The sequence below is a fragment of the Clostridium sp. KNHs205 genome (assembly GCF_000702945.1).
Lineage (GTDB): Bacteria > Bacillota > Clostridia > Lachnospirales > Lachnospiraceae > Anaerocolumna.
This window is the reverse complement of sequence record NZ_JNLE01000003.1, coordinates 3,017,480-3,044,454: the sequence shown is the minus strand read 5'-3', so window position 1 is coordinate 3,044,454 and position 26,975 is coordinate 3,017,480. Positions and strand designations below refer to the sequence as shown.

The following is a 26,975-nucleotide window of genomic DNA, read 5'->3' as shown; positions in this document are numbered from 1 at the left end:
CAAGAAAGCAACGAAGCTGTTCTTCGTATTTACTTGATACTACTCAGCTTCTGCTTCCCCATAACCATTAAAATGCAATTAAAAATACCAAAACCTAATGCTATTACTCCTAATACCTGGTATCCCTTAAAAATACTGCGATCGGCATAAAGACTAAACATCAATCCAACAAACACAGATACGATTCTTAGCATAAAGGAGAAAACTGACTCCATAGTAGCCCTTACACTACTCTTGGTACGATGCTGAATACATCCGCTTAACAGCGGTTCAACAAAACCATGCCAAATTCCTAAAAAGATTAAAGGAAGCAATACCAGATAACTTCTTAAATGGCTTATCAGAATAAAGCCTCCACCATATAAGAAAGGTATCAGACAAAAGAATAAAGTATAATTTATCTTTCGTTTTAGACGCTGAACCAATAAATTACCGGGTATTGTAAAAATACTATAGAGGACCGATATCGCACCAAAATAAAGAACCGGCACATCTACTTCCTGCATTAACAGCTGCCAGAATTCATCTACATAATTCCAGCAGGCACCAAGGACTAAGCCATTCATACAATAAAGGGACAGCATACGGTTATTCTTGAGAAAAGCTCTTACTTCCTTATAGTAATCCCTGAGAGTCAGTCCTTCTTTAATATCCTTCCTGGCTCCTGTTTGTACTTCTGTCAAGAATAACAGCAGAATAAAAGCTGCAAACTTGCTGCCTATTGATATCTGATAGTTCAGTTCCATACCAATATTATATGCTGTGAAAGCTCCAAAAAAGGCTGCCATAACAGAGCCTGCCGTATCAATTGCTCTGAATCTGCCATAAACGGCTTCATAATTATCATGCTTACCCACTGATGAAAGAGAATCATACATAATAGCCTGAAGACTTCCACTCTCCATAGCTGTACTGATTCCCCCTAAAAATACTGCAGCAGCAAACCACCAAAAATCCTGGGCATTATATATTAATATCATTTCAATTACTGACAGAAAACCTGCCACAATTAGCAGCTTCTTTCTGCCAAACTTATCGGCAAGGAGTCCTGAGGGTAACTCAAATACAGCTACAGATATTCCATAAATAATCTCTGTAGCAACCACCATAGTGATTGACATTCCTCGTTCCGCCCAGAAAAGCCTTTCAATTACATAAGCCAGTATAAACCCGTCAAAAAAGGTATAGGCATAGAGTAATACTATATTCTTTTTATACTTTAACTTCATAATAATCCTCCTAAGAATTCATTCCGAAACTAGAAGAATGCTTAAGGAGGCGGTCGTATAGCAGGTAAGCCCCAGGCTTATCTGGGAGGTCTTAATATCAGCATCATTATTCCTTTCCCTCCAAATGGTTCAATCCAATTGGTAATCTTGCTTTGCCTAAATTTTACTTAATATCAGATTAATATCAGATAATGAATTAGTGAAATCTATGCAAGGTAGTTATGTAAGGCCGTATTAAGTCAATATTATTGTTATTATCAATTATACAATAAACTCCTGTAAAATTCCATGAATTTTACAGGAGTTTAAGGATAATATACATTTGATAAATATTATATAGATACTATATAGTTGTTATATAGCCGCTAATTTTCCGTAAATTAGCCTGTCACAATATTTTTCTTCCACCAGATAGTGGTCTTTAAGCCTGCCCTCTAATAAAAATCCATTATTTACAAGTATCTTACCGGAACCTGTATTCTCAGCAGCGACATTGGCATACAGCCTGTGAAATTTCAAATTATTAAATACAAAATCACTTATTATGGCAACACTTCTGCTTCCATAGCCTTTGCCCCATGCATCCTTTCGGAATACATATCCTATTTCGGCATTTGCTGCTTCCAGATCAATATTAAAAAGCATTACAGTTCCAATTATCTTACCTGTTTCTCTTAAATAAACAGAAGCATACAATTGGATTGATTCCAGTTCTCTCTTTATCATGATCTCCACATGCTGATATGTCTCATCCTGATTTTTCATTAATCTCCAGCCAATATAACGTGAAACCTCCGGATCAGATGCAAATTCATGGATAGCAGCTGCATCCGCTGTATTAAGTGCCTTAAAGCCTATTGTATCGTCTCCCAGGCTATGAAATTTTCCAGCGTTTAATCTAACCGGATTAAATGCCTGGGTAAATTTTTCAATGGCTTCCTCTACTGTTGATAAGAAGAAAATGTCCTTACCATTATTGCATTCATAAATAAAATCCTTTAACGGTTTACTTGTATAACCGGAGTAATCTCCTGTTATAGCTACCTTAATGTTATAATTAATGAATTTCTGAAGAACTTCGCCTGCAAGCCGGGTACTTAAGACAAAAAAGTCTTCCGTTATGGATTCCTTGGTTATAATCAGATAATTGCTGCCGGTTTCATACCAAACAGTTGCAAGGAGATCCAATGCACTCTGGACATCCTTAATAACTATCTCCTTTTCCTGCACTAATGCTATAAGTATAGAATTTCTTCTTATTGTTGTTATCTCCATTATTCTGCTCCTTCTAAACAGTTTCATTTAGTGTCTTTATTGTTTCCAGCATGTCTTGAATAAAGTTAATACTCCCCCAGAGAAATATCTTTACGGTTCTGTCCTGTTCATAGTATTTAACATTCAGTGTACAGCCTCTCACCTTAAAGCCTCCTCCATTCATATTAGCCAGGAGGGTATTGGATAAACGCATGAACTGCTCTTTATCCTGTTGATGGATATCAAGTACTGCCGATACCTTTATGTGATCCTCTGTTCCTTCAGAGGGTAGTTCAAAAGATATACTATTTAAAGATTCTTCCGGCTTATCTTCTGTACTTTCACCTTGATTCATGAAAGATTCCAAATCCGCTTCTGCTATTCGCCATTGTTTTCCTACCTTAGAAGCCTTCAGTCTGCCATCAGATATAAAATTTCTAATAGTTTTATGGCTCATTTCCAATTGATCTGCAACTTGATATATTGTATAAAACTTATCTTTCAAAGAAATATTCCTTTCTTTACTGTAAATATGTCCTTATAATAACAGATAGTTTATTGTTTGTCAATTTTATTTTTCCCTTTGTTTCTCTTTATTGCCTTTTGTTTCTTTTTGTTTCTTTTTATTACACAGTAACCTTCATATTAATTCACTATAACCTTTTTTCACTTTAAACTTTCTTTTTATTTCACTGAAGCCTTTCTTTTTATTTCACTGTAATCTTTCTTTTTATTTCACTGTAACCTTTCTTCTTATTTCACTGTAATCTTTTTTTTATTTCACTGTAACCTTTCTTTTATTTCACTGTAACCTTTTTTCTTATTTCACTGTAACCTTTCTTTTAAATCCTTTTTCCTTTTATAAGTCTTTTCTTTCTTTAAAAATTAAGTATAATAAGGTATTGACCTGGTCCTTTAGGGCCGGGTGTATTCTTACTTTAAGAAAAAGAAAGTGAGGATACGAACATAAAAGATCTAAGTTTAATAACCTGGAAAGAAATAAAAGATATTGATAAACAAAACAGTATTATTTTTGTAACAATGGCTCCCATTGAAGAACATGGTTTATGCCTCCCTTTAGCAACAGATTTAATTGAAGGAGAGCATTGGAGTAAGGACGCGATGTTAAAGCTGGAAGAGAGGGAGGGATATAAATGTTTCTATTTACCTTCATTTCCAATTGCAGCGGCATCTGTTAATGAGTTCTATGGATGCATTCATTTTTCTATGAATACAACATATGTTGTAGCCAGAGAACTGCTTGATAACCTTGTTCATATGGGATTTATGAATATTGTCCTAATAGCATCTCATGCAGACCCTGTTCATCATATTGCTATTGAGAAAGCCATCAGGAGAGTTAATAAGCATTATGGAATAAGAGCAATTTCGCCACTTGGAGCTTTTTTCTCATTAAATGAATTGGGAATCAAACATCAATCACCAAAGTTGATTTTAGAGATGGAAAAAAAATATCCTGATGATTTTCACGCTGGATGGATTGAGACATCAAGTTTGATAGCAATTAAGAAAAATTTGGTAAAAGATGGATATAAGGAACTTCCGAGGACTTTCATTAGTGACAGGGATATAATTTCAAAGAAAAAACAGTTAGCTGCTATGGGGGAATATGGTCATCTTGGTAATCCTGCGGTGGCTGATAAAGAGCTAGGCGAACTTATAAATCAGGATATTGCTGAATTTATTGTTGCAGCAGTGAAAAGTTTTGTAAAACGTGAAAACTACAAAATCTATATGCATCATTTTTTATATAGAATTCCATTTTTACATCTTGGCTTTATAAGAAAAACCAAATGGATAAAAACAGGAAAGAAGGTGGCAAAGTAATGTATACCAGAGGGCAGCTTGCACAAATCGCTAAAGTTGGCAGAAAGGCCATAAGACTTTATGAAGCGGAAGGAATGATAACTTCTTCAAAGATAGATCCATGGAACGGATACCATTATTATGAAGAAAATCAAATAGCAAGGCTTGAGAAAATAAAACATTATAAACAGCTTGGTTTTTCACTGGCTGATATCAAAGGGGTCTTGTGCAAAGGAATACCAGAAAATGAGATTCTTTCTGTGAAGAAGACTGAGTTGGAGCGTAATATAAAAGATATGCAGGAATTACGTAGAAGTATGGATCAGATTGATAAAATTGAATATCAGGATGCGAGACAAGTAATTTCTGAAAGTTATTTTCCAGAATGTATCTGCTTATTTATCGAAGAAAATATGGATCTCGAAATGCTTGGGACTTCCGCGGGAAAGCTTTATGAAAAAGCATCCAAATATAATCTTGAGATTGCCGGAGCACATTTTGTAAAATATGAAGGTCTTCTGACAGATGATTCTGCCTTTAAAATGATTACCTGCCTGCCAATCTTACAAACTGACGCGTCTAACGATGCTGCTGACTATATTCGAGTGGAAAAAGCGGCAAAGTGTATTCATTTAAACTTTACAGGAGGTTTTTCAAAGGCTGGAAACGCGCATATATGGCTGAAAGAGTATATGGATAAGAAGAAAACTTCCTGTACTGGAACAATGTACGAAGTATATAATCGCGATATGTCAATGGATATTTATTATGAATTAAGTTGTAATTGTTAGGCATGTTAAAATTTAACAAGATTATTATGAACTAAGGCATAGAATAATAACTAGCCCTTAGAGCAATTGCTTTAGTGACTTATCTTTTATAAATATATTTGGAGTGCAGAACTATATCCGATTATGAAAAAAAGCTACATGCTACAGTAGCTTTTTCTCATGGTAAGGAAAATAAGGAGAAACCTGTTCAAATTGAACATAAATAGTTTCACACCTCTGATAAACCTGATGTATATTTCATTTATTTATAGGTTATCTTTGGATTTTTACACCCATTGAACCACTTCATTCTGAGGACGTCTGGTCTTAATACCGGGCTCCTGAGCTCTGTAACCAAAACCTGCCATCAAAGATACACCAAAATGTTCTGAATCAAGGATATTCTCTTCTTCCAAAAGCTTTTCTACTGCTTCAATGTTAAAACCCTCAATAGGACAGGAATCTATTCCTAAAAATGCTGCTGTTGTAAGCATATTGGCAAGCGCTATATATGTCTGTTTGGAAGCCCAGTCATAAGCAGTGCGCTCATTCTCCAGAAGCTTAAAATCATTTTTCTGAAAATTTCCGAAGAACTCTTTCTTCTGTAATGCTATATTTTCTGGCAAGCCCTGTATCCCTGTCATTATATTCCAGATATAATCCGAATCAGAAACCACTTCTTTTCCACGACGTGCCAGAAGAATAACAAAATGGCTGGCGCCATTTAAACTGTTCTGTGCTCCCCAGGCAACAGGTAATAATTTGTTTCTTATTTCTTCCTTCTGGATTACAAGGAATTTCCAGGGTTCAAAACCAAAGGAACTGGGAGATAATCTTCCTGCTTCTAATATGGTATTAAAATCTTCCTCTGAAATAATTCTGTCTTTATCAAACTTTTTACAGGCATATCGGTTTTGGATTGCTTCCAGTATCTGCTGGTTTTTGTCACTCATTTTTATTACCTCTTTCTTTCAAATTATTTTATGAGGACACTATAACACATTCAAATACCATATTGAAGTACGCACATTTTTGATATATAATATACAACGAATATCCTTAGTATACTTTTTATACTATTGAATAAAAGAAATTAAGAAAAGAGGAATGATTATGTTGCAATTCCAAACCGGGGAATGTTCTAATAGACCCTGCCCTGTAGAAACTACCTTAAATATTATAAGTGGTAAATGGAAGGGGATTATTCTTTTCCGTTTGCTGGGTGGCAAAAAAAGATTCAATGAACTACAGAAGCTCATGACAAATGTAACTCACCGCACTCTTACACTGCAATTGCGGGAGTTAGAGAAAGACGGTATCGTAAAGAGAACGGTTTATGCAGAAGTTCCGCCAAGGGTGGAATATGAATTAACTGAGCTTGGTTTATCCATGACCCCGATTATAAAATCCATGTATGATTGGGGTTTAAACTATCAAAATAACGGAATTCCTTCACCAAGCCCAGCTGACTGATCTTAATAATTTAATATGGGAAAATTACTGTAAGCAGCATCTTAAACTGTTCTTTGGCATATACGGCATGAGGTATATTGTTTGGCATAACAATAGTCTCTCCGGCTAACAGACTATATTCCTTTTCACCTATTGTTATAAGTGCTTCTCCGGTGAGGATATTAACCATTGCATCCCCGGTGGAAGCATGGGTGCTGATCTGTTCTCCTTTATCAAAGGAAAATAAGGTAACGCCTACAGATTTATTCTGTACCAGCGTACGGCTTACTACCTGTCCTGTCTGGTAAGCAACCAATTCTTCCAGTTTTAATACGTTTTCAAAATCAATGTTTTTCAAGTATTGTGCTGACATAGTTATCTCTCCTTCCGCCGCAATCTGCGGCTTAAAACTGTTAAACTTGCAGATTTTCAAGCTGCTGTTTTATTTTAGATTTTTGTGTTATATAGTTTTTATAATATGTTACTTGTATCTAAATTTAATTCATAAGTTTCTTTTTATACTGTATTGTTCATCAACCTATTTTCCTGGCATTGAGATTTTGTCCGTTTGCAAGGAATCCATGAGAAAATTATGCTTGACTTACATTTCCATGATATACTAATATTATTCTACTGTCTGTTGCAATTACAACATAATACTATCATTATGAATCTTAATTACTAATATACTTTTACATGAGGATTTATTTTCATGATAGATTTGTTAATTTCATGATGGATTCATTATTTTGATGGATTTGTTTTTCATGATGGATTTATTTTATATGATAAATTTGTTTTTCATGATGGATTTGTTTTTTCATGATGAATTTGTTTTTTCATGATGAATTTGTTTTTCATGATGAATTTGTTTTTCATGATGGATTTGTTTTTTCATGATGGATTTGTTTTTCATGATGAATTTGTTTTTCATGATGGATTTGTTTTTCATGGTGGATTTGTTTTTTTATGATGAATTTGTTTTTTCATGATGAATTTGTTTTTTCATGATGAATTTGTTTTTTCATGATGGATTTGTTTTTTCATGATGGATTTATTTTTTTCATCATCGATTTGTTTTCATGATGGATTTATCCACAATGGATTTATTTTTATATTATGAGTTATAAGCCAATAGGCAAAGAAATGAATTACTTATGAAAGGTCGTCTAAAGTATGAATAAGATTGAAATACTGAAACAAAATTCCTTGTTCACAGGTATTGAAGAAAAAGAGTTTGATTCTATGCTTTCCTGTCTGGATGCCAGAGAAAAGGATTATCAAAAAGATGATTATATTCTCAGGGCAGGTAATCCTATTCATGAAATCGGTATAGTTTTAAAAGGCAGTGTTACGGTTATAAAGGAGGATTATTGGGGTAACCGTACTATAATAGGCAGAATGTCAGTATCTGATATGTTTGCGGAGTCCTTCTCTTTTGCTGCAATAACAAAACTACCAGTCAGCGTAGTCGCTGCAGAGAATGCAAGCATACTCTTTATTGACTGCCGGCAAATTCTTAACACATATACTTCCCCCTGCGATTATAATTCTGTTTTAACCGGTAATATGGTGCGAATACTTGCAAATAAAAACGTAATGCTAATGCAGAAGATCGATCATATATCCAGCCGTTCCATTAGAGAAAAATTGCTTTCTTATCTGTCTACACAGGCAATGAATTCTAAAAATCAGGCATTTATCATTCCTTACAACAGGCAGGAATTAGCCGATTATCTTTGTATTGACAGGAGTGCCATGTCCAGTGAACTTGGCAGATTAAGAGATGAAGGAATACTAAGATTCCATAAAAATGAGTTTGAATTGCTATAGCTATAAATATTTCTTGATAGATTCTACAGCTGGGCTTATAATAATCTTCGGCAATTTATAAACCGGTATAGTATTACTAATACCTTTCACTGACTGGAGAATATTAACCTATGAAAAAGCTTAAAGGCTTCATCAAATCTGAAGCTGTTCTATTAATTTCTACCCTTGCTGCCCTGATTACTATGTTTTTTGTTCCACCCTCAACAGATTACATATCATATATTGACTTTCGTACCCTTGCATTGCTTTTCTGTTTAATGACTGCTGTGGCCGGCTTAAAAAGCATTGGATTTTTTGACAGACTGGCTATGAGCATTATACCGCGCTTCAAGAATTCCAGGACCCTTTGTCTGATACTGGTGTTGTTATGCTTCTTCTCCTCTATGCTGATTACAAATGATGTGGCACTTATAACCTTTGTTCCCTTTACCATAATAATATTTTCAGCTTCTAACCTTACTGACAGGCTGGTATATACTATTGTATTGGAAACTGCTGCTGCAAATCTTGGAAGTATGCTAACCCCACTTGGAAATCCGCAGAATCTTTATCTATATTCCTATTACCGCATTAATCCCGGCGAGTTCTTTCAAATTACCTTTCCCCTCTGCCTCCTTGGTCTGATTCTGTTAGTGCTGTTTTCTTTCATTTGCAGGAAACAGCCTATAATGCCTGTTGAGAGAGAGGTCCCGGTCATCACGCATAAAAAAAGGCTTCTCATCTACATAATACTATTTCTGCTCAGTCTTCTTACAGTCTTTCATGTATTGGATTACAGGCTGACACTGGTGGTTCTGCTCATAATACTTTTATTTACCGATAAAAAACTTATTATGAAAGCCGATTATGGATTGCTGCTTACCTTTGTCTGTTTTTTTGTGTTTGTTGGAAACCTTGAGCGTATACCTTCCGTTCATGCCGTTCTGACTTCTTTTATCAGGGAAAGAGAGCTCTTATCAGGTATTCTTCTCAGTCAGGTAATCAGCAATGTACCTGCTGCAGTACTGTTATCAGGCTTTACAGACAAATACCGCCAGCTTCTGCTTGGTACCAATATTGGCGGTCTTGGCACTATAATTGCGTCTTTGGCAAGTCTGATTTCCTTTAAGTTCTATGCTGCTCTTAAGCCCTCCAGGCCTTTATATTACCTGGCAGTCTTTACAGCTGTGAATGTTTTGCTGCTGATACCTTTACTGGTATTTGCATTATTTATATAATTTTTCAAAACCACCCCATACTTTATCGGGTTTTATAGAATGAATATTTAAGTACAGATTATGTTTCCTAAGCTCATTTTCTTTCCAAGTCTTGATATCTGTTTATAAACCTACAGGGCAGTTAGATAAACTACCCTGTTTATACTTATGATAGCTGCCACTGTTAAAGCTAACGCTGAACAAATGACTCAATGATATCCACAACTTCCTTCGACCAGAATTCTGATCCTCCATGGTCACTGCCCTCTAATTCATAAAAAAGTACGTCTTTATCAACTTTTCTTAATTGCTCGAATAATTGTCTGCTATGCTGTATATTAACCTGGCAATCATCAGTACCGTGAATCAATAATACGCGCGGTATCGTAACATCTCTGGTAATATACATTTCACAGGATGCCTGTTTAGCCAATTCCAGATTCTCATCGATTTGTTTTACTCCCAGCAAATCCCTGGTTGGCCGAAAATCTTCCGGCATCCAATCAGGTATGCCTTCGGCAGCACATAGAATAAGATCAGAGGGTGCTGATTCTGCAATAACACCTTTTATTTCATAGGCACCGTTAATGATTCCATGTGCTTTCATCAAGGAAGTCATCAGTGCCAGATGTCCACCTGAGGAATTACCTGCAATATAAATATTATTAATATCAATATGTAATTCCTCTGCTTTTTCCATCAGAAACCCTATGGCATAATTTATATCATGTACTTGTGCCGGAAAAGGAGCAATCGTCGATTCTCTATGCTGTACAACAGCAGTTACTATTCCTCTCTCCGCCAATTTCGAATAGCTTGGAATACTGTTATACATTTCCTGCCTGTACCAGGCTGAACCTGGAATAAATACAACTAACGGGAATTTTTCATTTTCCTTCCAGTGATGCCTGTACGGTACAAACATTTGCAAATAACGTTTGCAGGTATCATATTCCTTATATAAAACGTCTGGTACATACAACCATTCAAGGTCTTTACAGCTAATATTCATTTTAAAATGATTTTGCTCCATATCAGTTACCCCCAACTGTAAGTCAGCGTCTTTATATTGCTTATTGCTTATATCTCTTTACAGTACATAATTTCAACAGCATCATAATATGTCTTTTTCTTTTCTGTTGCAATAAATCCATGTTTTTCATAGAATTTTCTTGCCCTTGTATTTTCTTCGAAAACCCATAACATAACTTTATCAAATTCTGCTGCTTTTATATCACCTATTACATGCTCAAGCATCATGGACCCATATCCTTTTCCCCAGTTTCGTTGTAAACTGTGAATACAGATAAGTTCTGCATAATCAGACATACCTTCATCCCTGGTTTTATCCCAGTATGCAATGCAATGAGGCATATTATTAACTGACAAAATCCATCCGTTTCCAAGCTTCTTCATTAATAAGTTTGTGTACATCTCTTTTGCTTTATCAATATTTATGCATTTCTCCAATACTTCTTTCGATAATATTTGCTGAAATGCTAATTTCCATGATTCTGTTTGTATATACGCCAAAGTATTTTCATCTCCAATTTGCACTTTACGTATATCTGCATTTTTTTCCACGTCAATTTTCCTCCGGTAACTTTACTTACTCTCAGTATTACTCCCTGCTTCAGAGCCGCCGTAATCCATCCCCCTTTGCATCCGTCTACACCAATGCTTGTAACATTTGCATTGATTTTCTTTATCGGAGACTTAAACTGCTCAGGTTGCTTCTGCTCCACTCCAAATGCCTCTATTTGTTCAGCCATATGTACTTTATTTTCGATTTTATCATTTTCCACTTTTATTATTTTCTGCTTTATCATTTCTACTTTTATCATTCTGTTCTACTTTTATCTGTTCCACTTTATCATTCTGTAATGTTCAAATGGTAAAACACCAAATTTTTATTTTTCCGTAGATTATTCCATGTATTTTCTATTGCATCTTTAACATTCTTAGCATCCGAAAAAGCACTTCCTCTTTTTTTGCAATGTTCTGCAAGCAGCTCATCGCTTATATCCAGATATACAATTACTTCACACTCCAAAAGAATTAATGAGAATATAGGATGTCCCGCCTTTACAGTTACTCTTTCTTTCACCAGTCTTTTTGTAAACTCCCCAATTTCTTTTGTCCACGGTTTCGTACAGATATAGGCTTCCTCTTCTTTCGATAATTGCGGCCACAGTTCCTTATCCATATCAACCGTTCCCGGTATCTGTTCATGTAGTGTCGACTTACCGCAACAGGTGGTTCCCAGTACACAGATTCTATCCTTGTTATGCTTTTCAAATATAGCATTTAATATATTTATCGTGTCCTGTACCGATGTTATTGCTGCCATTTTCGCAAAATCCTTTCTATTATGTTGGTTTATTCTTTCTATTATGTTGGAGCATAAATTAGTAAAAACTGTATTTTCAATTCAGATAAACCGTCTTAGCATATCACTGTTCCCAGGTTCATTTCTAGTCTCCATTGGGGTGCGATGCCATCATCCCCCCAATATTCATTCATTACAATTATCTTATCATCCTCTAACTCAATAAAAGATACCACATGACAAGATATCTCATTATCAGTAGAAAAGACCTTAACTGCTGCAATTATCAAATTACCTGCTGTCTCTATTCTTTCAATCGTACCATCCCAAGTTCCGGGGTATTCACAATTTGCTCTTATATATTCATCTACTGTAAAATGCTCATTTGTACATTGCCAATTTACATAAGCCGTATCCTTGAAAAAAGATCTCAGCTTTTCTGCCTCTTGTTTAAGTACCGCATTCCAAAATTCTTTGATATCCATTTATTTTTACACTCCAATCAATTCCAATAGAATTTCTGGCGGAATTCCTTTAGGACTGAATACGCCATATATATCTGGAAAATATTCTTTGGTTATTACTATACCATCATTACACCAAAATATAATATTTAATTTCTTGAAATTTCCTGAGGAATCGTAACTTTTTCATACTGATAATGCCCGGCGTCCACCGTCATGCGGCACATCGTGATATCCATATCAAAGCGTCGTTTCCCACAGCTGCCGGGATTGAGAAATAATACGCCATTAATGATTTCGGCAGAATATTTATGGGAATGGCCATAAACTACCACGTCTACACCTGTTAAGACTGGTGGAATGTCCTTCTTGTTATGAACAATGAAGAATTTCACGCCTTCAATAGTGACAGTAATACTTCCAGGCAAGTCCTTTGCCCATTCTTTATCATTGTTACCACGTACCATATAAGTCTCTCTAAGCTGCTGTATAGTCTCCATAAGGTATGGTGTGTTGATGTCACCAGCATGAATGGAGCAATCCGCAGTCACAATTTCATTTATAACAAACTCACGCAACAGACCATGAGTATCAGATATGATTGCAATTTGCTTCATAAGCTCCTCTTTTTTAATCGTTTTCTTAGTGCTTTCTATATGTGTACTTATTATCCTATTTTCTTCTTATTATTCATAATTTCAGTGTCAGCCTGTATCTTCATATTATACTGGAAATATTAATTAGTCAGCTCTCCATGATAAGCTTAAAAGGAAACATCCTTTTTATTCGTTACATCCACTGATATATGAAAAATAGTAACAGCTTTATCCTTTAAACTAATACCTATTCTTACACCATTTTTTATATATTCCCTCCACCGACTGCTTTCGGTTGAAATCATAAATCCTTTTAGATTCATGACTTTGTCTATAGCCTCAAGGGAACATCCGACCTGAAGCCCCATAAAGATGTATTTAGGTGTTTTAATCTGATATCCGGTTATATGATATTTATCTAGACAATCAGGATAACCGCTTATAGTAACAGAGACGTCTTCATTTTCCAGCAAATAAGACCCAAATCCACCAATCATAGAATATTCTTTTATATTCTCCAGCGACGATTCCGGTAATGTCAGTGCAAAAGGAACGTTGCAATTTCGATTTATCTCTCCTATCGTCTCATTCCTCTTATTGTGACCAGAAAAGCTGGTCAGACAAAAGCATATAAACAGCACAGTAAATGTCACCTTAAATTTTATCACGAAAATACTCCTTCTTTACTTAAGGGAATTGACTTATCCAGAGAAATTGCAGTCTCTGAAAGATTATTTTTCTCAACGCCTCAAGTAGAATATTGAAATTTTCTTCCTCCAGGCAATGTCAATTTTTATGTAAAGTACACAATACCAATATACCATTATATGGATATTTTTACAATTTATTTGTCTAAGAGAAGGATCTGCTCATCAAAATAACCATCCTTCATCAAATCTAATACCTCCTACTTTTACATTGATTCTTGTAAGTCCTTCCATCACTTGTATAAATTCAGTACAAATGCCATATTCTCTTAATCTTTTCGTCAGCTCTTCCCCTGTAAATCCGGCAGTAAATCCAATAGCAGTACTCTCAATCCCCAGGTTCTTAAGTACCAGGGAAACATTGATACCTTTTCCACCAGGATACAGGATTTCATCAGTCGTTCTATTTACCATACCCAGGCTAAACTCAGGAACTGTCACTATGTAATCCAAGGATGGGTTTATTGTCAAAGTATAAATCATATCGTCCTCCATCTGCTGCTTTGACAGCATAAAATATCAGGTAAAAGCATTCACCAGGATGATTAACTGATTGAAAATTACCTATAGCTTCCTATCAATGCTCTGATTATAAATCACTCTAATTCACATTTCAATTCTTTTCCTTTCTGACTACAAACCCATTCTCTATCAGTCGGTTATATATCTTTGAAATGGCATCATCCAAATCCAAAAATAAGAATAAACCTTCAAACTGCTAAGCCAGTTCAAAGGTTTATTCAATATAAATATAGTCTAATTTTACAATATACCAGGTATCTTCAATACCTTACTTAGTATAATGCACATTTAAATGTATTACACTTAATTAAACCATAAAAAGGAAATCCATAATCTACGGTTCAATTCCCCAAACCAGACTGCCGCCAACATATCCTGTTACCTTATTCCAATCAGTATAATTGGAACCGGATTCCTGGAAGGAATAGTCACCAGTCTGAGTATAATTGGTCCAATCACTTTTTGAGAATCTCGCCTGTACATCAACAGAAGCTCCTGCTGCCAGTGTGCCTGCTGCGTTTGCAAATCCAATTTCCAGATAATAATCTGCCCCTGTTTTAGCTGTCGCCAGCTTAACAAAGGTTCCTGTTACATTGGCAGTTCCGGCAGAAGACCAATCACACCAGAAGTTCTGTGCTTTCTCTCCGTCAATGGTATAATAATATCTTAACTTCACATCGGAGAGATTGATACTTTCGGTTCCGGTGTTAACAATCTTGAATCTGGGAGCAATCCCGTTGGTTACAGCCGCATTACTTCCGTTAAACATCTGTACCTTGACATTTCCTGTTACAACGATTGAACTGTCAATAATCGTAACCGTAAGTACCGGATCATTTCCTTTATTGAAATCAAAAGTAAGTTCCAGCTTACCAAGTGGTTTCGAGGCCAGGTAAGAGCTTAAAAGAGTAACCGTGTTTCCAGACAGTGTATAGTCCGTTCCGCTTGTCAGCAGCGTACTGCCATTTCGGATTCCGCTTAAGGTATTACCATTATAAGTAATATCCACGGCTATATCCTGCTGATTAGGTGTATGCTTATCAAACTCCGCCTGTGTTATGGAGATTGTTCCACTAGGTGAGGAATCAGTAACTGTAATACTCAGTGTTCTATCCAAACCGGCACTGAAGTCAAATACCAGCTTCGCTGTTCCTGTATTAAGGGTTGACAGATAAGAAGAAGCTATTGTTACGGTATTTCCGCTTACTGTATAATCAGTTCCCTTTACCAGTGCTGCAGTTCCATTTTTAATAGCATTAAGAGTATTGTTCTTATAATTTACAGTTACATTAATATTTGACGGAAGGTATTTGTCAAAGGCTGCAGTTTCCGGAGTAATTGTGGAACTATCCACTGTATTTCCCGGTTCATTTCCAAATACTTTAACACCGGCATCATATACAGGTATATAGGAAGTCTTAACCGTATTACCCGAAGTAACACCACCTAAATCACTATAGGAGAAATCGTTGGCATTATTCCAGGTTACCGCCGCAGGAGCAGCAATTCTGAACTGTACTTCTTTTCTATAAGCAGACTGACCGCCTGGATAGATCTTTGTTCCGGTGAAGTCAACATTAACATAATAAATATTCGCAGCTTCATCCCATGGCTGCAATTTAGATACTACCGCACCAGCATTATAATTGGTGGTTACCGTGAAATCAGAAGCCTTATATCCAAGACTTGCAGCTTCGCTGATATCAATAAAATACTTAAAGGACAGCTTGTCGCCCATTCTGGCTGGCCAACCAGAACGGTTGTTAAGCAGGGCCTTTATTTCAATGAAATTACTGCTGGAGGCATTGATTCCAGCCTCAACAAAGAATTCATCGTTGGTTACTGTTTCAACAGCGTTAAAACCAGCTATGGGAGTTCCGCCATATTCATCATACAATTTGGCAAGAGCACCTACAAATCCTGCATTGTAATCGCAGGCAATTTCATTATTTACATAGTTTCCGATATCATCGGTATAGCTGTCATCTTTTCCGGGTCCACCAACCAAAGCACCATAAATCGTATGTCTGTGGTAGGTAGGAACGGTCTGACTGTCAGCCCAGGAACTGTGAGCGGTTCTATGATGAGGTCTTGTAGGTGAATTCTCACCGTAACCAACCACAAAACTGCGTCCTGCACTTCCCAGTGCATAGTCTACCTGCTGTTTGGCAAAGGTCTTATAGGTGCTGACTTTGGCAGCAGTACAGCCTGACCAGTCTGCGTAAACACTTGCCAGGAAGGCTGTTGTAGTAGCATAACGCAGTGCTCCCCAGGAATCCAGCCATGCCAGGCCCTTTGGTGTATAAGATACTCGATTTCCGTTATAACCGGTAGTCCAGAAATCCAGATGCATTTCTGATGCTGTCTTATAGATAGCCTTGTCTGTTATTCTTGCAAGAAGGATTGAAGTACCATAATGTACATCATCCCAGCTATGAGCCCACTTATAAGCTATGGTAGTGGACTGTGGCTCTGTTCCCCAATTGGGTACATAAGATTCTGCTTTATTCAGATAAGCAGTATCTCCTGTTGCAAGATATATCCAGGTTCCTGCCCAGGAAAGTTCATCATAGAAACCACTATATGAGGTGTAGAAACCATCTGCTGCGGTGTACCCCTTATCACTCTTTGTAGTATCAGCAAAGGCAAAAAGCTCCTTGGCATGACGGATGCATTCAGCGGCATAGGTGGGATTACTGTCTGCAAATATGGCGCCGGCGGCAGCTAAGGCGGCAGCAGAACCTGCAACTACAGAGGAACCGGGATTCGCTAAATCCACCTTATAGGAGGGACGCGCCATCTGCATTACCTCAGCAGGTCCCCACCAGGAATGATCTGTATTGCCGTTACCTACCTGGTAATAGAAAACATTGGCGGAAGGATGGCATTTTATCAGATAGTCTGTTGCCCACTTGATTTCCTCTAACAGATAATCAAGCTGACCGCTCTGACGCAGTGCATCCTCTGATTCATAAACACTCCAGGCTAGCATGGCAGCGGTATAAGCCATAGGAAGATTGAATTTCACATGATCCCCTGCATCATACCAGCCACCTGTCAAATCAAGACCAGCATCTGCTCCATCCGTCAGTCCGGAATCCCCTCTCCAGTTGTTTCTGATCGTATCAGGCAGATCTCCCGAACGTTGGAACTCATAGAATATAATTGCTTTTTGTAAAGCTTCCCCATAATTATAATTCGTTTGCGCTTTAACGGGTTTTGCTGTAACAAAACCTGCTGTTAACAGGCATACGATAAGTAAGAGACTAGTCAACTTACGCATATCTTAACCCCCTTATTATTTTGGAGGCATATCCGCAGAATATGGTAACCTTTTATAGCCAGATTTGCAGATATACCCTTTTTATCTGCTTTTTGTTCCGGGGTAATATGCTACCCCGGAACAACTTAGAATTAACGTATTAACGTATTCTAAAAGAAATTTACTTAATTTACTTTTTTCCTTAAAATTACTTTTACGGTTCTACTCCCCATTTCAGACTACCGGAAATATATCCGGTTACTTTTGACCAGTCTGCATAATTATTACCGGTTCCATTGTAAGAATAATCGCCTGTCTGGGTATAATTTGTCCAGTCGTTCTTTGAAAATCTTGCCTGAACTTCAATGGAAGCTCCTGCTGCCAGTTCACCTGCACCGGAGGTAAACCCAATCTCCAGATAATAATCTGCTCCAGTCTTAGGGGATGGCAGAGCTACAAAGGTTCCTGTTACATTACTGCTGCCGGCACTTGACCAGTCACACCAGAAATTCTGAGCCTTTTCTCCATCAATGGTATAGTAATATCTAAGCTTTACATCGGAAAGCTTCACATTTGTATTTCCAGTATTGTAGAGCTTAATTTTAGGTGAGATACCGTTTGTCTGAGCAGCAGTGTTTCCGTTAAACATCTGAACTTTGATATTTCCAGCTGCTACGGAGGAGTCCGTAACCGTTAATGTAAGAACAGGATCTGTTCCGGCACTGAGATCAAAGACAACGCTGTATACTCCGGTCTGTAAAGTGGCTAAAGCTTCTTTACGGAGGGTAACAGTACCTCCGCTAACCGTATAGTCCGTGCCGCTTGTTAACACCGTACTTCCTATCTTAATAGCCGTTAGTGTATGGTTTGCCGTCGTTAAGGCAACAGTTACATTCGCCTGTTTATCAGGATGCTTATCAAAGCTTGCACTTGTCGGCGTAATAGAGCCGCTTGGTGTGGTATCACGTATCGTCACTGTAAGGACAGGGTCCACACCTTTGCTGAAATCAAAGGTCAGCTTTAATTCACCGATTTCTTTTCCGGCAAGATAATTTTTGTTAAGAGTTACTGCATTACCTGTGAGGGTATAGTCTGTTCCCTGTGTCAGATAAGTACTGCCATCTTTGATACCAGTAAAGGTATTTCCATTTAAATTCAGGTTAACAGCAATATCAGCCTGGTTCTGTGTATTCTTATCAAATGCAGCTGTTACTGGTGTAATTATTGAATTATTAACCGGTTCACTACCCTCACCAAAGAGGATGGAATATATACCATTTGCAATTGCAATATCACACTGTGCCCAGAAACGATGATAATAAAATTCTGGATCTGTTCCATTATTATAAGCATCCAGCACCTTCTGGTAATCCGGATCATCTTTATATTGGGAACGGATATCAAGGAATTTTATACCGGACTTGATTACGTCGCCATTGGGCATCTTACCTGTCCAGCCTGCCGGAACAAATACTTCCTGGTCGAAGAAGCGGTTATAATCTGCTCTTGCTTCCGGAGCTGCCAGACCCTTATCATCTCTGTACAGAGTCCACATACGATCTAAGAGTTCCTTGGCAATGACTCTTGATTCATCATCGCCGGAGGCTTTACTGTAATACAATAAGGCATTAGCCAAAGAACCTGCTACACCAAGATCAGTACCATAACTGGTTATAGTAACATGCAGGTTAGAATTACCGGTATAGGTTCCATTCCAGGTATCCGGCTGACCACTCCAGTCAATATTGCTTGGAATAGCAAAGGTACCGTCACTGTTTAACTGAACAACCGTTTTAATCCAGCTTACCCATTTATCCAGAATAGCTTTTGCTCTGGTATCACCGGTCTTATAGTACAATTCTGCGACACGCTGCATGGACCAAGCCTGGAAACCGAACCAGGTATTACTGCCAGGATCAGCGTATACAGGATTCTCTTCATACCCCATACCATAGAAGGTTGCTGTTCCTGCAGGCCAGGCTTCGTAACGGCCATTGTTTGAATTGCTGGCACCGCCTGCAATGGCACCTTCTGAGGACTGCAGCCACTGATAGAATTCCAGCTGTCTGTCAAGGCTTACACCCCAATCCGTAGCACCATTGGCAGAAGCAGGTTTAAAATCAGCTTCTTCTGAAAGAATATAGGCTGCCATAGGATTCTGATAACCGAAATGATTATGGCTGCTGCCTATCTTCCAGGCCCAATTGGAGCTAATACCGCCACCCCATGCATAATACCAGGATAACAGATAACTAGCAGAATCATAGCCAGTTCCTGCCACAGTAGGCGAACCGATCTTTCTAAAGTACTTGTCAAACATTGAATATCTTAAATAATCCCCCATTTTACTGGCTTTCCCTTTATAGGTGCCAAGATTTACACCAACTTCATCTGCCCATTGATCTGCCCAGTAAGTTGCCTGTACGGCACGGGCATCTGCATCGGGTGCATTGGTATATTTGAATTGTGATGCATAATTGCTGTCTCCGGTAAACAAGTCCAGATAACCATTCTTCCCGCCGAAATTCATAGCATCCCAGCTAGGCTGAGGAATGGTTTCCCAAGTGGACTCTTCTCTGCCTCTTTGGAAGGTATTGATATAAGATGGTGTGGATACGCCGTCTCCCCTTCTGCCGTAACCATACCAGTTATCCACATCCAAGAGCCAGTGCATACCGTAAATGGTATTTGTTCCATAGGTAGATACAAGGTCATTGTTAATTGGGTCACTTCCAACTGCCGCATTGAAATCCAACTGTGCGGGATAAAGACTTGTTAATTCCCATTCCGGAGCATAGGTTGCCGGTTTGCTGGCATTATATTTGCTCATACTGGAATTAGGTTGGTCTGCTTCCGTGGGAATGATATATGTTTCTGCTACATCCCAGGCTTTCTTGAAGCCGGAAAAATCACCGGTGAATTTGCCATACATGGCTTCAAGCCACATATAATAGCTCATTGCTTCACTGGTAGTTACGTGACCGTAATCCGGTGCTTCCACAATTAGTGTCTCAATAGAATGATAAGGAATCCCCTGAGGACTAAAATAACCATTATCAGGATCTGTAATATCTCCCCATAACTCTAAGAATCTATCCTGATAGGTGTCCGTACTTGTTGGCGCTATTTGCGAAGCACTGGTGTAATTACTTGGCATAAAAGAGGTTGAAAGAATCCCAAGAATGGCTGCAGTAACGATAGCACCCTTTAAAAAACTCCTGCCTTTTTTCCCAAGCCAATGTTGATGATTACCACGTTCCAATAACTTTTTGTGTAACATACTATAACCTCCTCATCGATTTTTATCTTGCAATTATTCCCCAGACTATTACCGACTGCTGTAGTTCCCAGACCATGCTCCTTTCTCTACTGTATTACAGTCAAATATGCCGTCTTTAGAATAACTGAAAGCCCCTCTAAAAAATTGTGAGTCGTTATGCTGATACCCGTTGTTATTTTTCTACTATACTGTTTATTATAATTCTGAGCCACTACACGCTCCCCAGCTTGTCCAATGTCTGCTCAGTTGTAATACTCTTTTCTACTTCTTTTCGTTATATTGCCAGAATATTCATTCTCTTCTACCATATTATGTAACTATTTACCAACAATATAACATCTTTGCAAAACTCTGTCAATTGCCATTTGTTAATAAATTACATTCTTAGTTTATTAATTAAATTATTTCAATACCTTTTTACCAACTTCTAATAGTAATAATCATTCCTAAAACATAGGAAAATAAAGAAAAAACCCATTTTACTCTGTAACGTGTAAAATGAGTTTATCTAGTACTTTTTTCCTATTTATTTTCCTTCTGTGTAATGTAATTTATATATTCCTTACCCCAAATTTCTAATGCATCCAAAACAATTTGAAACTTTTCTCCGATATCACTCATATAATATTCAACCTTAGGCGGAATCTGTACATATTCGTGTCTTATTATAAGCCCTTCTTCCTCTAACTGCTTCAACTGACGCGATAAAGTGGCATGGGTCATTTCTTCCGGTAATCTTCTCTTTAATTCATTAAACCTGACAGGTCCTTCACTTAGTAAATAGAGGATATAGATTGACCACTTACCTGTCAGGATCTTCTGTGTGGTTGCAAAAGGACATATACCAAATAACTCTTTGTTTATGTTATCTTTATTCTTGTTGTCTTTATTTATATTAACTTTATTTATGTTATCTTTATTTACAGTTTCTTTTGTCATAAAAAAACTCCTTTCGTGGTATCAGATCTATGATTTGATATATTTCTGAATTCGTAGTTGGATAAATAGTCCTCATACGGCATCTGCTGACAGATGTGGCACTGTCATAAAGCAAGGTGTGAACTATTAATTACATAATACACACTGGCCATCATATGCACCCTTTAGCACGTATTCCAATCAAAAGTGTAAATTGTTTATACCAACTTATTTTTAAAATAGTGACCCAGCCATGTTTGAGTCTTATCTTAAAGTATCAATAATAATATCAGTATCATTAATAATACCAGTATCAATATAATAGTACTATCACAAAACATCGTACTTGAAATTATCGTCATACTATATATAATAGAACTATAATAATTATTATACCATTAAATAATCTAAGGAGCAACTAACATGAATAACGTTTTAGAATTTTTAAAAGATTGTAAGACCTTTTATCTGGCAACCTGCGAGGGAGATCAGCCAAGAGTAAGACCTTTTGGTGCTGTAATGATTTATGACGGAAAACTTTATTCTGTCACCAACAACAAAAAGAAAGTATTCAAACAGCTACTGGAAAATCCTAAGCTTGAGCTCTCCGGTATGGCTAAAGGAAAGTGGATCCGTGTAGAAGGTATTGCAGTACATGATGACAACAGAGCAGCCAGAGAAAGCATGCTGGCTGAATATCCCTCCTTAAATCAGATGTATGCAGCAGATGATGGAATCATGGAAGTATTCTATATCAAAGATGTAACTGCTACCATTTATTCTTTTACCGGTGAACCAGAGGTTATAAAGTTCTAATTATTTTAAAACGTTGTTTTGCCATTAAGAAAGCAAAGAGGTATTTATATGTCAAAAATACTAGTAACAGGTGCTACCGGCCACTTAGGAAGCGGAATCATAAACCATCTTTTAGAGAAAGGTGTAAAAGCAGCAGATATAACTGCTCTGGTTCGCACGGAGAAGAGTGCTGAGAAATTTAAGAATAAAGGTATAGGCACCAGAATCGGTTCTTATGAAGATGTCTCTGTATTAACACAGGCCTTTAAAGGAATTGATAAGCTGATGTTCGTATCCTCTCCTGATTTTGATAACACTCTTCGTATCAATCAGCATGCTAACGTAGTATTGGCTGCAAGAAATGCCGGCATCTCTCATATCGTTTATACTGGTATAGCCTTTGCTGAAACAATGAATATAGCAGGCTTACAATATGTGCATCTTGCTACAGAAAACATGATCAAAACAACAGATATCCCCTATACCTTCTTACGAAACGGCTTCTATCTGGAGAATATTTTTGGAAATACTCTGGCTGCTGCTGTAAAAAGTGGTGTTCTCGTAACTGCCGCTGAGAAAGGTAAGTATAACTTCGCACTGCGTGATGATCTGGCTTTAGCTGCTGCCGCCGTACTTACAGAAACCGGTCATGAGAATAAGGCCTACGAGCTTGTAAACAGTACTCTAAACACATTTGAGGATTATGTTACCCTCCTGTCTCAGTTAACAGGTAAGAGCATAAGACACGAAAGCCTTTCACCGGACGAAGCAGTTTCAAGACTTGTAAAAGAAGGTGAAATAGAACCTGTTGCCGCTTTTAATATTTACGGGCTTTACCTCCCAGTAGCAGCAGGGCAGTTCTCAAAAGAATCCTCCGCTTTAGAACAGCTAATAGGCAGAAAACCCACCTCTTTGGAGGAAGCCTTGAAGCAGTCGCTAACTACACCGTAAAGAGACAGTTATTTAACAGCTTCATTACTTTTAATCCAAAAAAAGCCACCTGTTATGCAGAGTAGTACTTGGTAACAACTCTTCATAACAGGTGGCTTTTCTATTCTTACACTTATACCTCTTTTTGCTTCAATTACAACTTTAAATTAGGCTCAAAAGCCCTTTTTCCATATGGTTTCAGGCAAATTGCACCAAACAGAAAGAACGAATGTGCCTATGGAGAGGCATTAGAAGTCCTTTTCTCTGAAGATTTTGTGCTATAATATGAAACAGATTGTTTGAGCGCAGCGAGTTATCTGTTTCATATTATGACAAGCACAAAATCTTCAGAGAATTAGGACTTCTTATGCCTCGGAATTGAAGCATGAGTTCTTTCTGTTTGGTGCAATTTTGCCGTCCCCTTGTAAAAACCTACCCTTTTGACAAGAAATCCAATAATCTAAAAATTAGTTAATAAACTATTAACTACCACCAGCTATTCACTCAGTCACCTCTCTCAGTTCACCGGTAACTGAATCTATAATCAGTCCGTAAACCATAACACTTTCCGGTACCAGGGGATGGTTACGAATTAACTCCACAGAACTCTTAACAGAAACATCCAAATCCTTAAAACCTCCCAACCAGGCTTCAAAGTCAATACCACAGTATTTAAGCATATCAATTTGCTTCTGATCGATATTCTTATCCTTCATCTTCTCAATCATCTTTGTACTGTCCGTATGCCTTGCTCCACAATCCGTATGACCGATAACCAGAATTTCTTCTACACCTAATTCATAAATTCCAATCAATAAACTTCGCATAGCACTTCCGAAAGGATGGGATATAACCCCTCCTGCATTCTTAATAATCTTGGCATCACCGTTTTTCAGACCAAGGGCAGAAGGCAGTAGTTCTGTAAGTCTTGTATCCATACAGGAAACAATGGCAATTTTTTTATTGGGGTATTTACTGGTTCTGAATTTTTCATAATCGTTATTTTTAACAAATTCTTTATTAAATTTAAGAATCTCCTGAATCATAAATAGACACACTCCTTATACATACCAACTAAGCATTCATCCCAGCTATGTAAGACGTAATACTGACAGCTCTCATAATATAAAATACACTTACTTTTGGACATACACAAGTATTTTATTGCAGAATATTAATTTCATTCACTTTTTTTACAATTTATGTTAGAATTGTTGCATAAAAGACAGCTCAATTGCAGGGCATAAGGCATTGTTATGACATAATTCTAATGCTACCCTTAATTTACTTAAATACTGCCCTTATTTTACTTCTAATGCTGCCCTTATAAAACTTACTATACCTTTTTCTAAGTCTTTAACCTCCGACACTTTTTCTTCACCTATGAAAATCTTAAGCCGCTCTTTGTAATAGTCAGAGGATAAGGAGAATTGATACAGCATAAATATATTATCAATACAATATGCCATTACACTTTTATCTGCCTTGTCATTGACAATTCCTTCTTCGACACCTGCTTTGATAAAATCACAGAGCATCCGGGGCGTAATTCTCTCAAGCTTGGAAGAAAGCCTGACCGAGAGAGGTGCCAAGGCCTGTGTTGTGAGATCCAGATAGAGCTGATTTAATTTTGGATATTGAAAAGAAAACTCCCTGGAGGCAGACAGCATTCGCTCCACACAGTCATAGATATCTCTGCTGGATTCCTTCACCTCATTTAAGATTTCTTCCATAAGAAAATAAGCGTTATTTATTATGGTCAGGAATAAATCTTCCTTAGAAGCAAAATAACTGTACATTGCACCTATACTGATTCCGGCATTCTTTGCTATATCATTGATACTGGTTGCATTATAACCATTTAAGGCAAATGCATCAATAGCGACTTCCAGAACTTTCTGCCTTCTGTCCTCTGTTGTCTTTTCAAAGGTTTCTTTATGAAATTTGAGCTGATTGCTTTTTAATATGATTTCTGTCATTTGTCCCTCCAACGTTAACCTTAGAGCCTTTGATTTAAACTCTTAAAAGCTTTTCTATTGTTCTTATACAAGGATTTGAACACTTGAAAATTCCTGTCATGAATACATCTATTCTTTAAATCAGGGTGGTATACTTCCCTGACTTTTATTAATCTTTCAGCCTCTTCAAATCCATTAAGAATACCAAGTCCTACTGCAGCTACTACTGCTGCACCTAACGCCCCTGCATTCTGAGGGCTTTCTATTGTTTCAATATCACACCCAAGAATATCAGCAAGGGTATGGCAGGTAAGAGGTGACAATGCTCCTCCGCCCACAAAGCGGATTATCTTAGACGTCTTTATCTTCTTTCTCTGAGCTTCTAACTGCCACCTCAGATGATAACAGATTCCTTCAATAACTGCGTGAATCATATCCCTTTTACCGGTTTCCAGCCGTATATTAAAAAACATTCCTCTTGCATTTAGATCCTCAAAAGGGCATCTGTTCCCATGAAGCCAGGGGGTAAATATAACACCATGACTTCCTGCCGGTATATCTTTAATCTCCTCCATCATAAAATCATATAAATTAACATAAATACTTTCATTGGTCTCAGATACACAGAGCTTATCCAGATAAATATTTATTTCATCCAGAGCCATATGCTCCTTTACCCATTCCAGACATTTACCTGCCGTCTCCAGTTCAGCAAAATAATTGAAGGTACCTTCTGCCGCCCCTGCCACAGAGGCAATCATCGAATGAATATCAAGAATTCTGCGTTTTACGACCGTTGACACCCAGCCGGAGGTGCCGGAATATATATGCGTACTTCCTGCTTTTACTGCTCCTGCTCCCACACCGATTAAGGAAGCATCACCACCGCCGCCAAATACCGGAATTCCTTCCCTCAGTTTAAGTTCTGCTGCTGCCTTGTCTGTAAGTACACCAACCATATCCGTACTGCTTACTATTTGCGGAAGATGTTCCATGTCAACACCAAGCATTCGGCACATACTCCCGCTGAAGCAATTTCTACCCTTTCTGATATCATAAAGCATGGTACCAAAAGCACTGTCTTTGGTCATGACAAATTTTCCAGTACATTGGAAGATGAGATATTCTTTCACATCCAGCCACTTATGTATAAGGTTGAAATTCTCCGGTTCATTTTTCTTAACCCAGTTATATTTCCAGACCGGGTCTTTCACACTGGCAGCCACCGCTCCTGTAATATGGATAGATTTAAGCAGTTTTATTATATTAACACCGGAAATTTTCAATCCTCTGCCCATTCCTTTATTTAACTCTGCTTCTGCTCTTTGATCCATATAACTCATAGAAGGGCGTATCGGCTGTCCGTTTTTATCCACCAGTACTAACCCCTGCATTTGTGAGCAGAAAGAAATCCCTTTGATACACTCAGAGGTAATACAGCTATTCTTAATCACCGCCTCCGATGTACTGCACATAGCTTCCCATATTTCTCTTAAGTCCTGTTCAGCTCCTCCATTCTCCATTATGTAAAGCTTATAGCCCATTACAGCAGATGCCATAAGCTGTATGGTTTCTGATATTTCATACAGACAGGTTTTGATTCCGGTAGTACCAACATCATAGGTAATAACATGCGAACTCACAAAACCCCTC

General features: G+C 37.5%; 25 protein-coding genes and 3 pseudogenes. 7 read left to right on the top strand and 21 right to left on the bottom strand.

Going from position 1 to position 26,975, the window contains the following annotated elements:
• Positions 1 to 29: 29 nt before the first annotated feature.
• From BR73_RS28315 to BR73_RS0112570, 3 genes are all read right to left on the bottom strand, one after another.
• Positions 30 to 1,229 (bottom strand): MFS transporter, encoded by a 1,200-nt coding sequence (locus tag BR73_RS28315; protein ID WP_081848646.1) that lies wholly within the window; start codon positions 1,227 to 1,229, stop codon positions 30 to 32.
• A 354-nt stretch (positions 1,230 to 1,583) separates the two neighbouring features.
• Entirely contained in the window at positions 1,584 to 2,504 is a 921-nt protein-coding gene (locus BR73_RS29775) for a GNAT family N-acetyltransferase (RefSeq protein ID WP_347463431.1), read from the bottom strand.
• Positions 2,505 to 2,517: 13 nt separating this feature from the next.
• Positions 2,518 to 2,988 carry a helix-turn-helix domain-containing protein gene (locus BR73_RS0112570; RefSeq protein ID WP_033165804.1) on the bottom strand — a complete coding sequence of 157 codons (471 nt, stop codon included), beginning with the start codon at positions 2,986 to 2,988 and terminating at the stop codon, positions 2,518 to 2,520.
• Positions 2,989 to 3,449: 461 nt separating this feature from the next.
• On the opposite strand from BR73_RS0112570, the gene BR73_RS0112565 reads away from it, so the two are divergent.
• Both BR73_RS0112565 and BR73_RS0112560 read left to right on the top strand, forming a co-directional pair.
• Positions 3,450 to 4,331, top strand: a complete 882-nt coding sequence (locus tag BR73_RS0112565) for a creatininase family protein (RefSeq protein ID WP_081848645.1) — start codon at positions 3,450 to 3,452, stop codon at positions 4,329 to 4,331.
• Entirely contained in the window at positions 4,298 to 5,101 is an 804-nt protein-coding gene (locus BR73_RS0112560; RefSeq protein ID WP_081848644.1) for a MerR family transcriptional regulator, read from the top strand. Before BR73_RS0112565 ends, BR73_RS0112560 begins: the two co-directional genes overlap by 34 nt.
• A 266-nt stretch (positions 5,102 to 5,367) precedes the next feature.
• Here the strand turns inward: BR73_RS0112560 and BR73_RS0112555 are convergent, their stop codons facing one another.
• On the bottom strand, positions 5,368 to 6,033 hold the full coding sequence (locus BR73_RS0112555; RefSeq protein WP_033165801.1) for an NAD(P)H-dependent oxidoreductase: 666 nt from the start codon (positions 6,031 to 6,033) through the stop codon (positions 5,368 to 5,370).
• A gap of 160 nt (positions 6,034 to 6,193) precedes the next feature.
• Between BR73_RS0112555 and BR73_RS0112550 the strand changes: the two genes are divergently transcribed.
• Positions 6,194 to 6,553, top strand: a complete 360-nt coding sequence (locus tag BR73_RS0112550) for a helix-turn-helix domain-containing protein (protein WP_033165800.1) — start codon at positions 6,194 to 6,196, stop codon at positions 6,551 to 6,553.
• Between the two features lie 10 nt (positions 6,554 to 6,563).
• Here the strand turns inward: BR73_RS0112550 and BR73_RS0112545 are convergent, their stop codons facing one another.
• Positions 6,564 to 6,905 carry a cupin domain-containing protein gene (locus BR73_RS0112545; protein ID WP_033165799.1) on the bottom strand — a complete coding sequence of 114 codons (342 nt, stop codon included), beginning with the start codon at positions 6,903 to 6,905 and terminating at the stop codon, positions 6,564 to 6,566.
• An 803-nt stretch (positions 6,906 to 7,708) separates the two neighbouring features.
• On the opposite strand from BR73_RS0112545, the gene BR73_RS0112540 reads away from it, so the two are divergent.
• Together BR73_RS0112540 and BR73_RS0112535 are read left to right on the top strand one after the other, a co-directional pair.
• On the top strand, positions 7,709 to 8,365 hold the full coding sequence (locus tag BR73_RS0112540; protein ID WP_033165798.1) for a Crp/Fnr family transcriptional regulator: 657 nt from the start codon (positions 7,709 to 7,711) through the stop codon (positions 8,363 to 8,365).
• Positions 8,366 to 8,475: 110 nt separating this feature from the next.
• Positions 8,476 to 9,582 (top strand): SLC13 family permease, encoded by a 1,107-nt coding sequence (locus BR73_RS0112535; RefSeq protein WP_033165797.1) that lies wholly within the window; start codon positions 8,476 to 8,478, stop codon positions 9,580 to 9,582.
• Positions 9,583 to 9,751: 169 nt separating this feature from the next.
• On the opposite strand, the gene BR73_RS0112530 is transcribed toward BR73_RS0112535, so the two are convergent.
• The 13 genes and pseudogenes from BR73_RS0112530 to BR73_RS0112480 all read right to left on the bottom strand — a co-directional run bounded on the left by BR73_RS0112530 (position 9,752) and on the right by BR73_RS0112480 (position 21,585).
• Complete coding sequence (locus tag BR73_RS0112530) at positions 9,752 to 10,594, bottom strand: alpha/beta hydrolase (protein WP_033165796.1); 843 nt, start codon at positions 10,592 to 10,594, stop codon at positions 9,752 to 9,754.
• Between the two features lie 47 nt (positions 10,595 to 10,641).
• Positions 10,642 to 11,145, bottom strand: coding sequence for a GNAT family N-acetyltransferase (locus BR73_RS0112525; RefSeq protein ID WP_242860668.1), 504 nt, complete (start codon positions 11,143 to 11,145; stop codon positions 10,642 to 10,644).
• Positions 11,061 to 11,405, bottom strand: a complete 345-nt coding sequence (locus BR73_RS0112520) for a hypothetical protein (RefSeq protein WP_033165795.1) — start codon at positions 11,403 to 11,405, stop codon at positions 11,061 to 11,063. The genes BR73_RS0112525 and BR73_RS0112520 overlap by 85 nt, the downstream gene beginning before the upstream one ends.
• Positions 11,406 to 11,434: 29 nt before the next feature.
• Entirely contained in the window at positions 11,435 to 11,911 is a 477-nt protein-coding gene (locus BR73_RS0112515) for a hypothetical protein (RefSeq protein WP_033165794.1), read from the bottom strand.
• Between the two features lie 95 nt (positions 11,912 to 12,006).
• Positions 12,007 to 12,375, bottom strand: coding sequence for a hypothetical protein (locus BR73_RS0112510; RefSeq protein WP_033165793.1), 369 nt, complete (start codon positions 12,373 to 12,375; stop codon positions 12,007 to 12,009).
• 128 nt (positions 12,376 to 12,503) lie between these two features.
• Positions 12,504 to 12,971 (bottom strand): metallophosphoesterase family protein, encoded by a 468-nt coding sequence (locus BR73_RS0112505; RefSeq protein ID WP_033165792.1) that lies wholly within the window; start codon positions 12,969 to 12,971, stop codon positions 12,504 to 12,506.
• Between the two features lie 146 nt (positions 12,972 to 13,117).
• Entirely contained in the window at positions 13,118 to 13,618 is a 501-nt protein-coding gene (locus tag BR73_RS0112500) for a hypothetical protein (protein ID WP_033165791.1), read from the bottom strand.
• 204 nt (positions 13,619 to 13,822) lie between these two features.
• The gene (locus tag BR73_RS0112495; RefSeq protein WP_051685180.1) at positions 13,823 to 14,140 is read right to left on the bottom strand and encodes a PfkB family carbohydrate kinase; all 318 of its coding nucleotides are present in this window, start codon (positions 14,138 to 14,140) and stop codon (positions 13,823 to 13,825) included.
• A gap of 373 nt (positions 14,141 to 14,513) precedes the next feature.
• Positions 14,514 to 15,233 (bottom strand): annotated as a pseudogene (locus BR73_RS29390) (cellulose binding domain-containing protein); the annotation flags it as partial.
• A gap of 54 nt (positions 15,234 to 15,287) precedes the next feature.
• Positions 15,288 to 17,462, bottom strand: a pseudogene (locus BR73_RS0112490) (glycoside hydrolase family 9 protein); the annotation flags it as partial.
• A 193-nt stretch (positions 17,463 to 17,655) separates the two neighbouring features.
• Positions 17,656 to 18,417, bottom strand: coding sequence for a cellulose binding domain-containing protein (locus BR73_RS29770; protein WP_347463466.1), 762 nt, complete (start codon positions 18,415 to 18,417; stop codon positions 17,656 to 17,658).
• 9 nt (positions 18,418 to 18,426) lie between these two features.
• A pseudogene (locus tag BR73_RS28310) lies at positions 18,427 to 20,598 on the bottom strand (glycoside hydrolase family 48 protein); the annotation flags it as partial.
• Positions 20,599 to 21,243: 645 nt separating this feature from the next.
• Positions 21,244 to 21,585, bottom strand: a complete 342-nt coding sequence (locus BR73_RS0112480) for a helix-turn-helix domain-containing protein (RefSeq protein ID WP_033167394.1) — start codon at positions 21,583 to 21,585, stop codon at positions 21,244 to 21,246.
• A gap of 477 nt (positions 21,586 to 22,062) precedes the next feature.
• Here BR73_RS0112480 and BR73_RS0112475 point away from each other — a divergent pair, with 477 nt between their 5' ends.
• Positions 22,063 to 22,455, top strand: coding sequence for a pyridoxamine 5'-phosphate oxidase family protein (locus BR73_RS0112475; RefSeq protein ID WP_033165789.1), 393 nt, complete (start codon positions 22,063 to 22,065; stop codon positions 22,453 to 22,455).
• Positions 22,456 to 22,503: 48 nt separating this feature from the next.
• Entirely contained in the window at positions 22,504 to 23,385 is an 882-nt protein-coding gene (locus BR73_RS0112470; protein ID WP_033165788.1) for an SDR family oxidoreductase, read from the top strand.
• Between the two features lie 479 nt (positions 23,386 to 23,864).
• Here the strand turns inward: BR73_RS0112470 and BR73_RS0112465 are convergent, their stop codons facing one another.
• The 3 genes from BR73_RS0112465 to BR73_RS0112455 form a co-directional block, all read right to left on the bottom strand.
• A complete protein-coding gene (locus BR73_RS0112465; RefSeq protein WP_033165787.1) occupies positions 23,865 to 24,410 on the bottom strand; it encodes a carbonic anhydrase in 546 nt (181 codons plus the stop codon).
• A 255-nt stretch (positions 24,411 to 24,665) separates the two neighbouring features.
• On the bottom strand, positions 24,666 to 25,343 hold the full coding sequence (locus BR73_RS0112460) for a TetR/AcrR family transcriptional regulator (RefSeq protein WP_033165786.1): 678 nt from the start codon (positions 25,341 to 25,343) through the stop codon (positions 24,666 to 24,668).
• Between the two features lie 20 nt (positions 25,344 to 25,363).
• Positions 25,364 to 26,965 (bottom strand): FGGY-family carbohydrate kinase, encoded by a 1,602-nt coding sequence (locus BR73_RS0112455; RefSeq protein ID WP_033165785.1) that lies wholly within the window; start codon positions 26,963 to 26,965, stop codon positions 25,364 to 25,366.
• Positions 26,966 to 26,975: the final 10 nt, after the last annotated feature.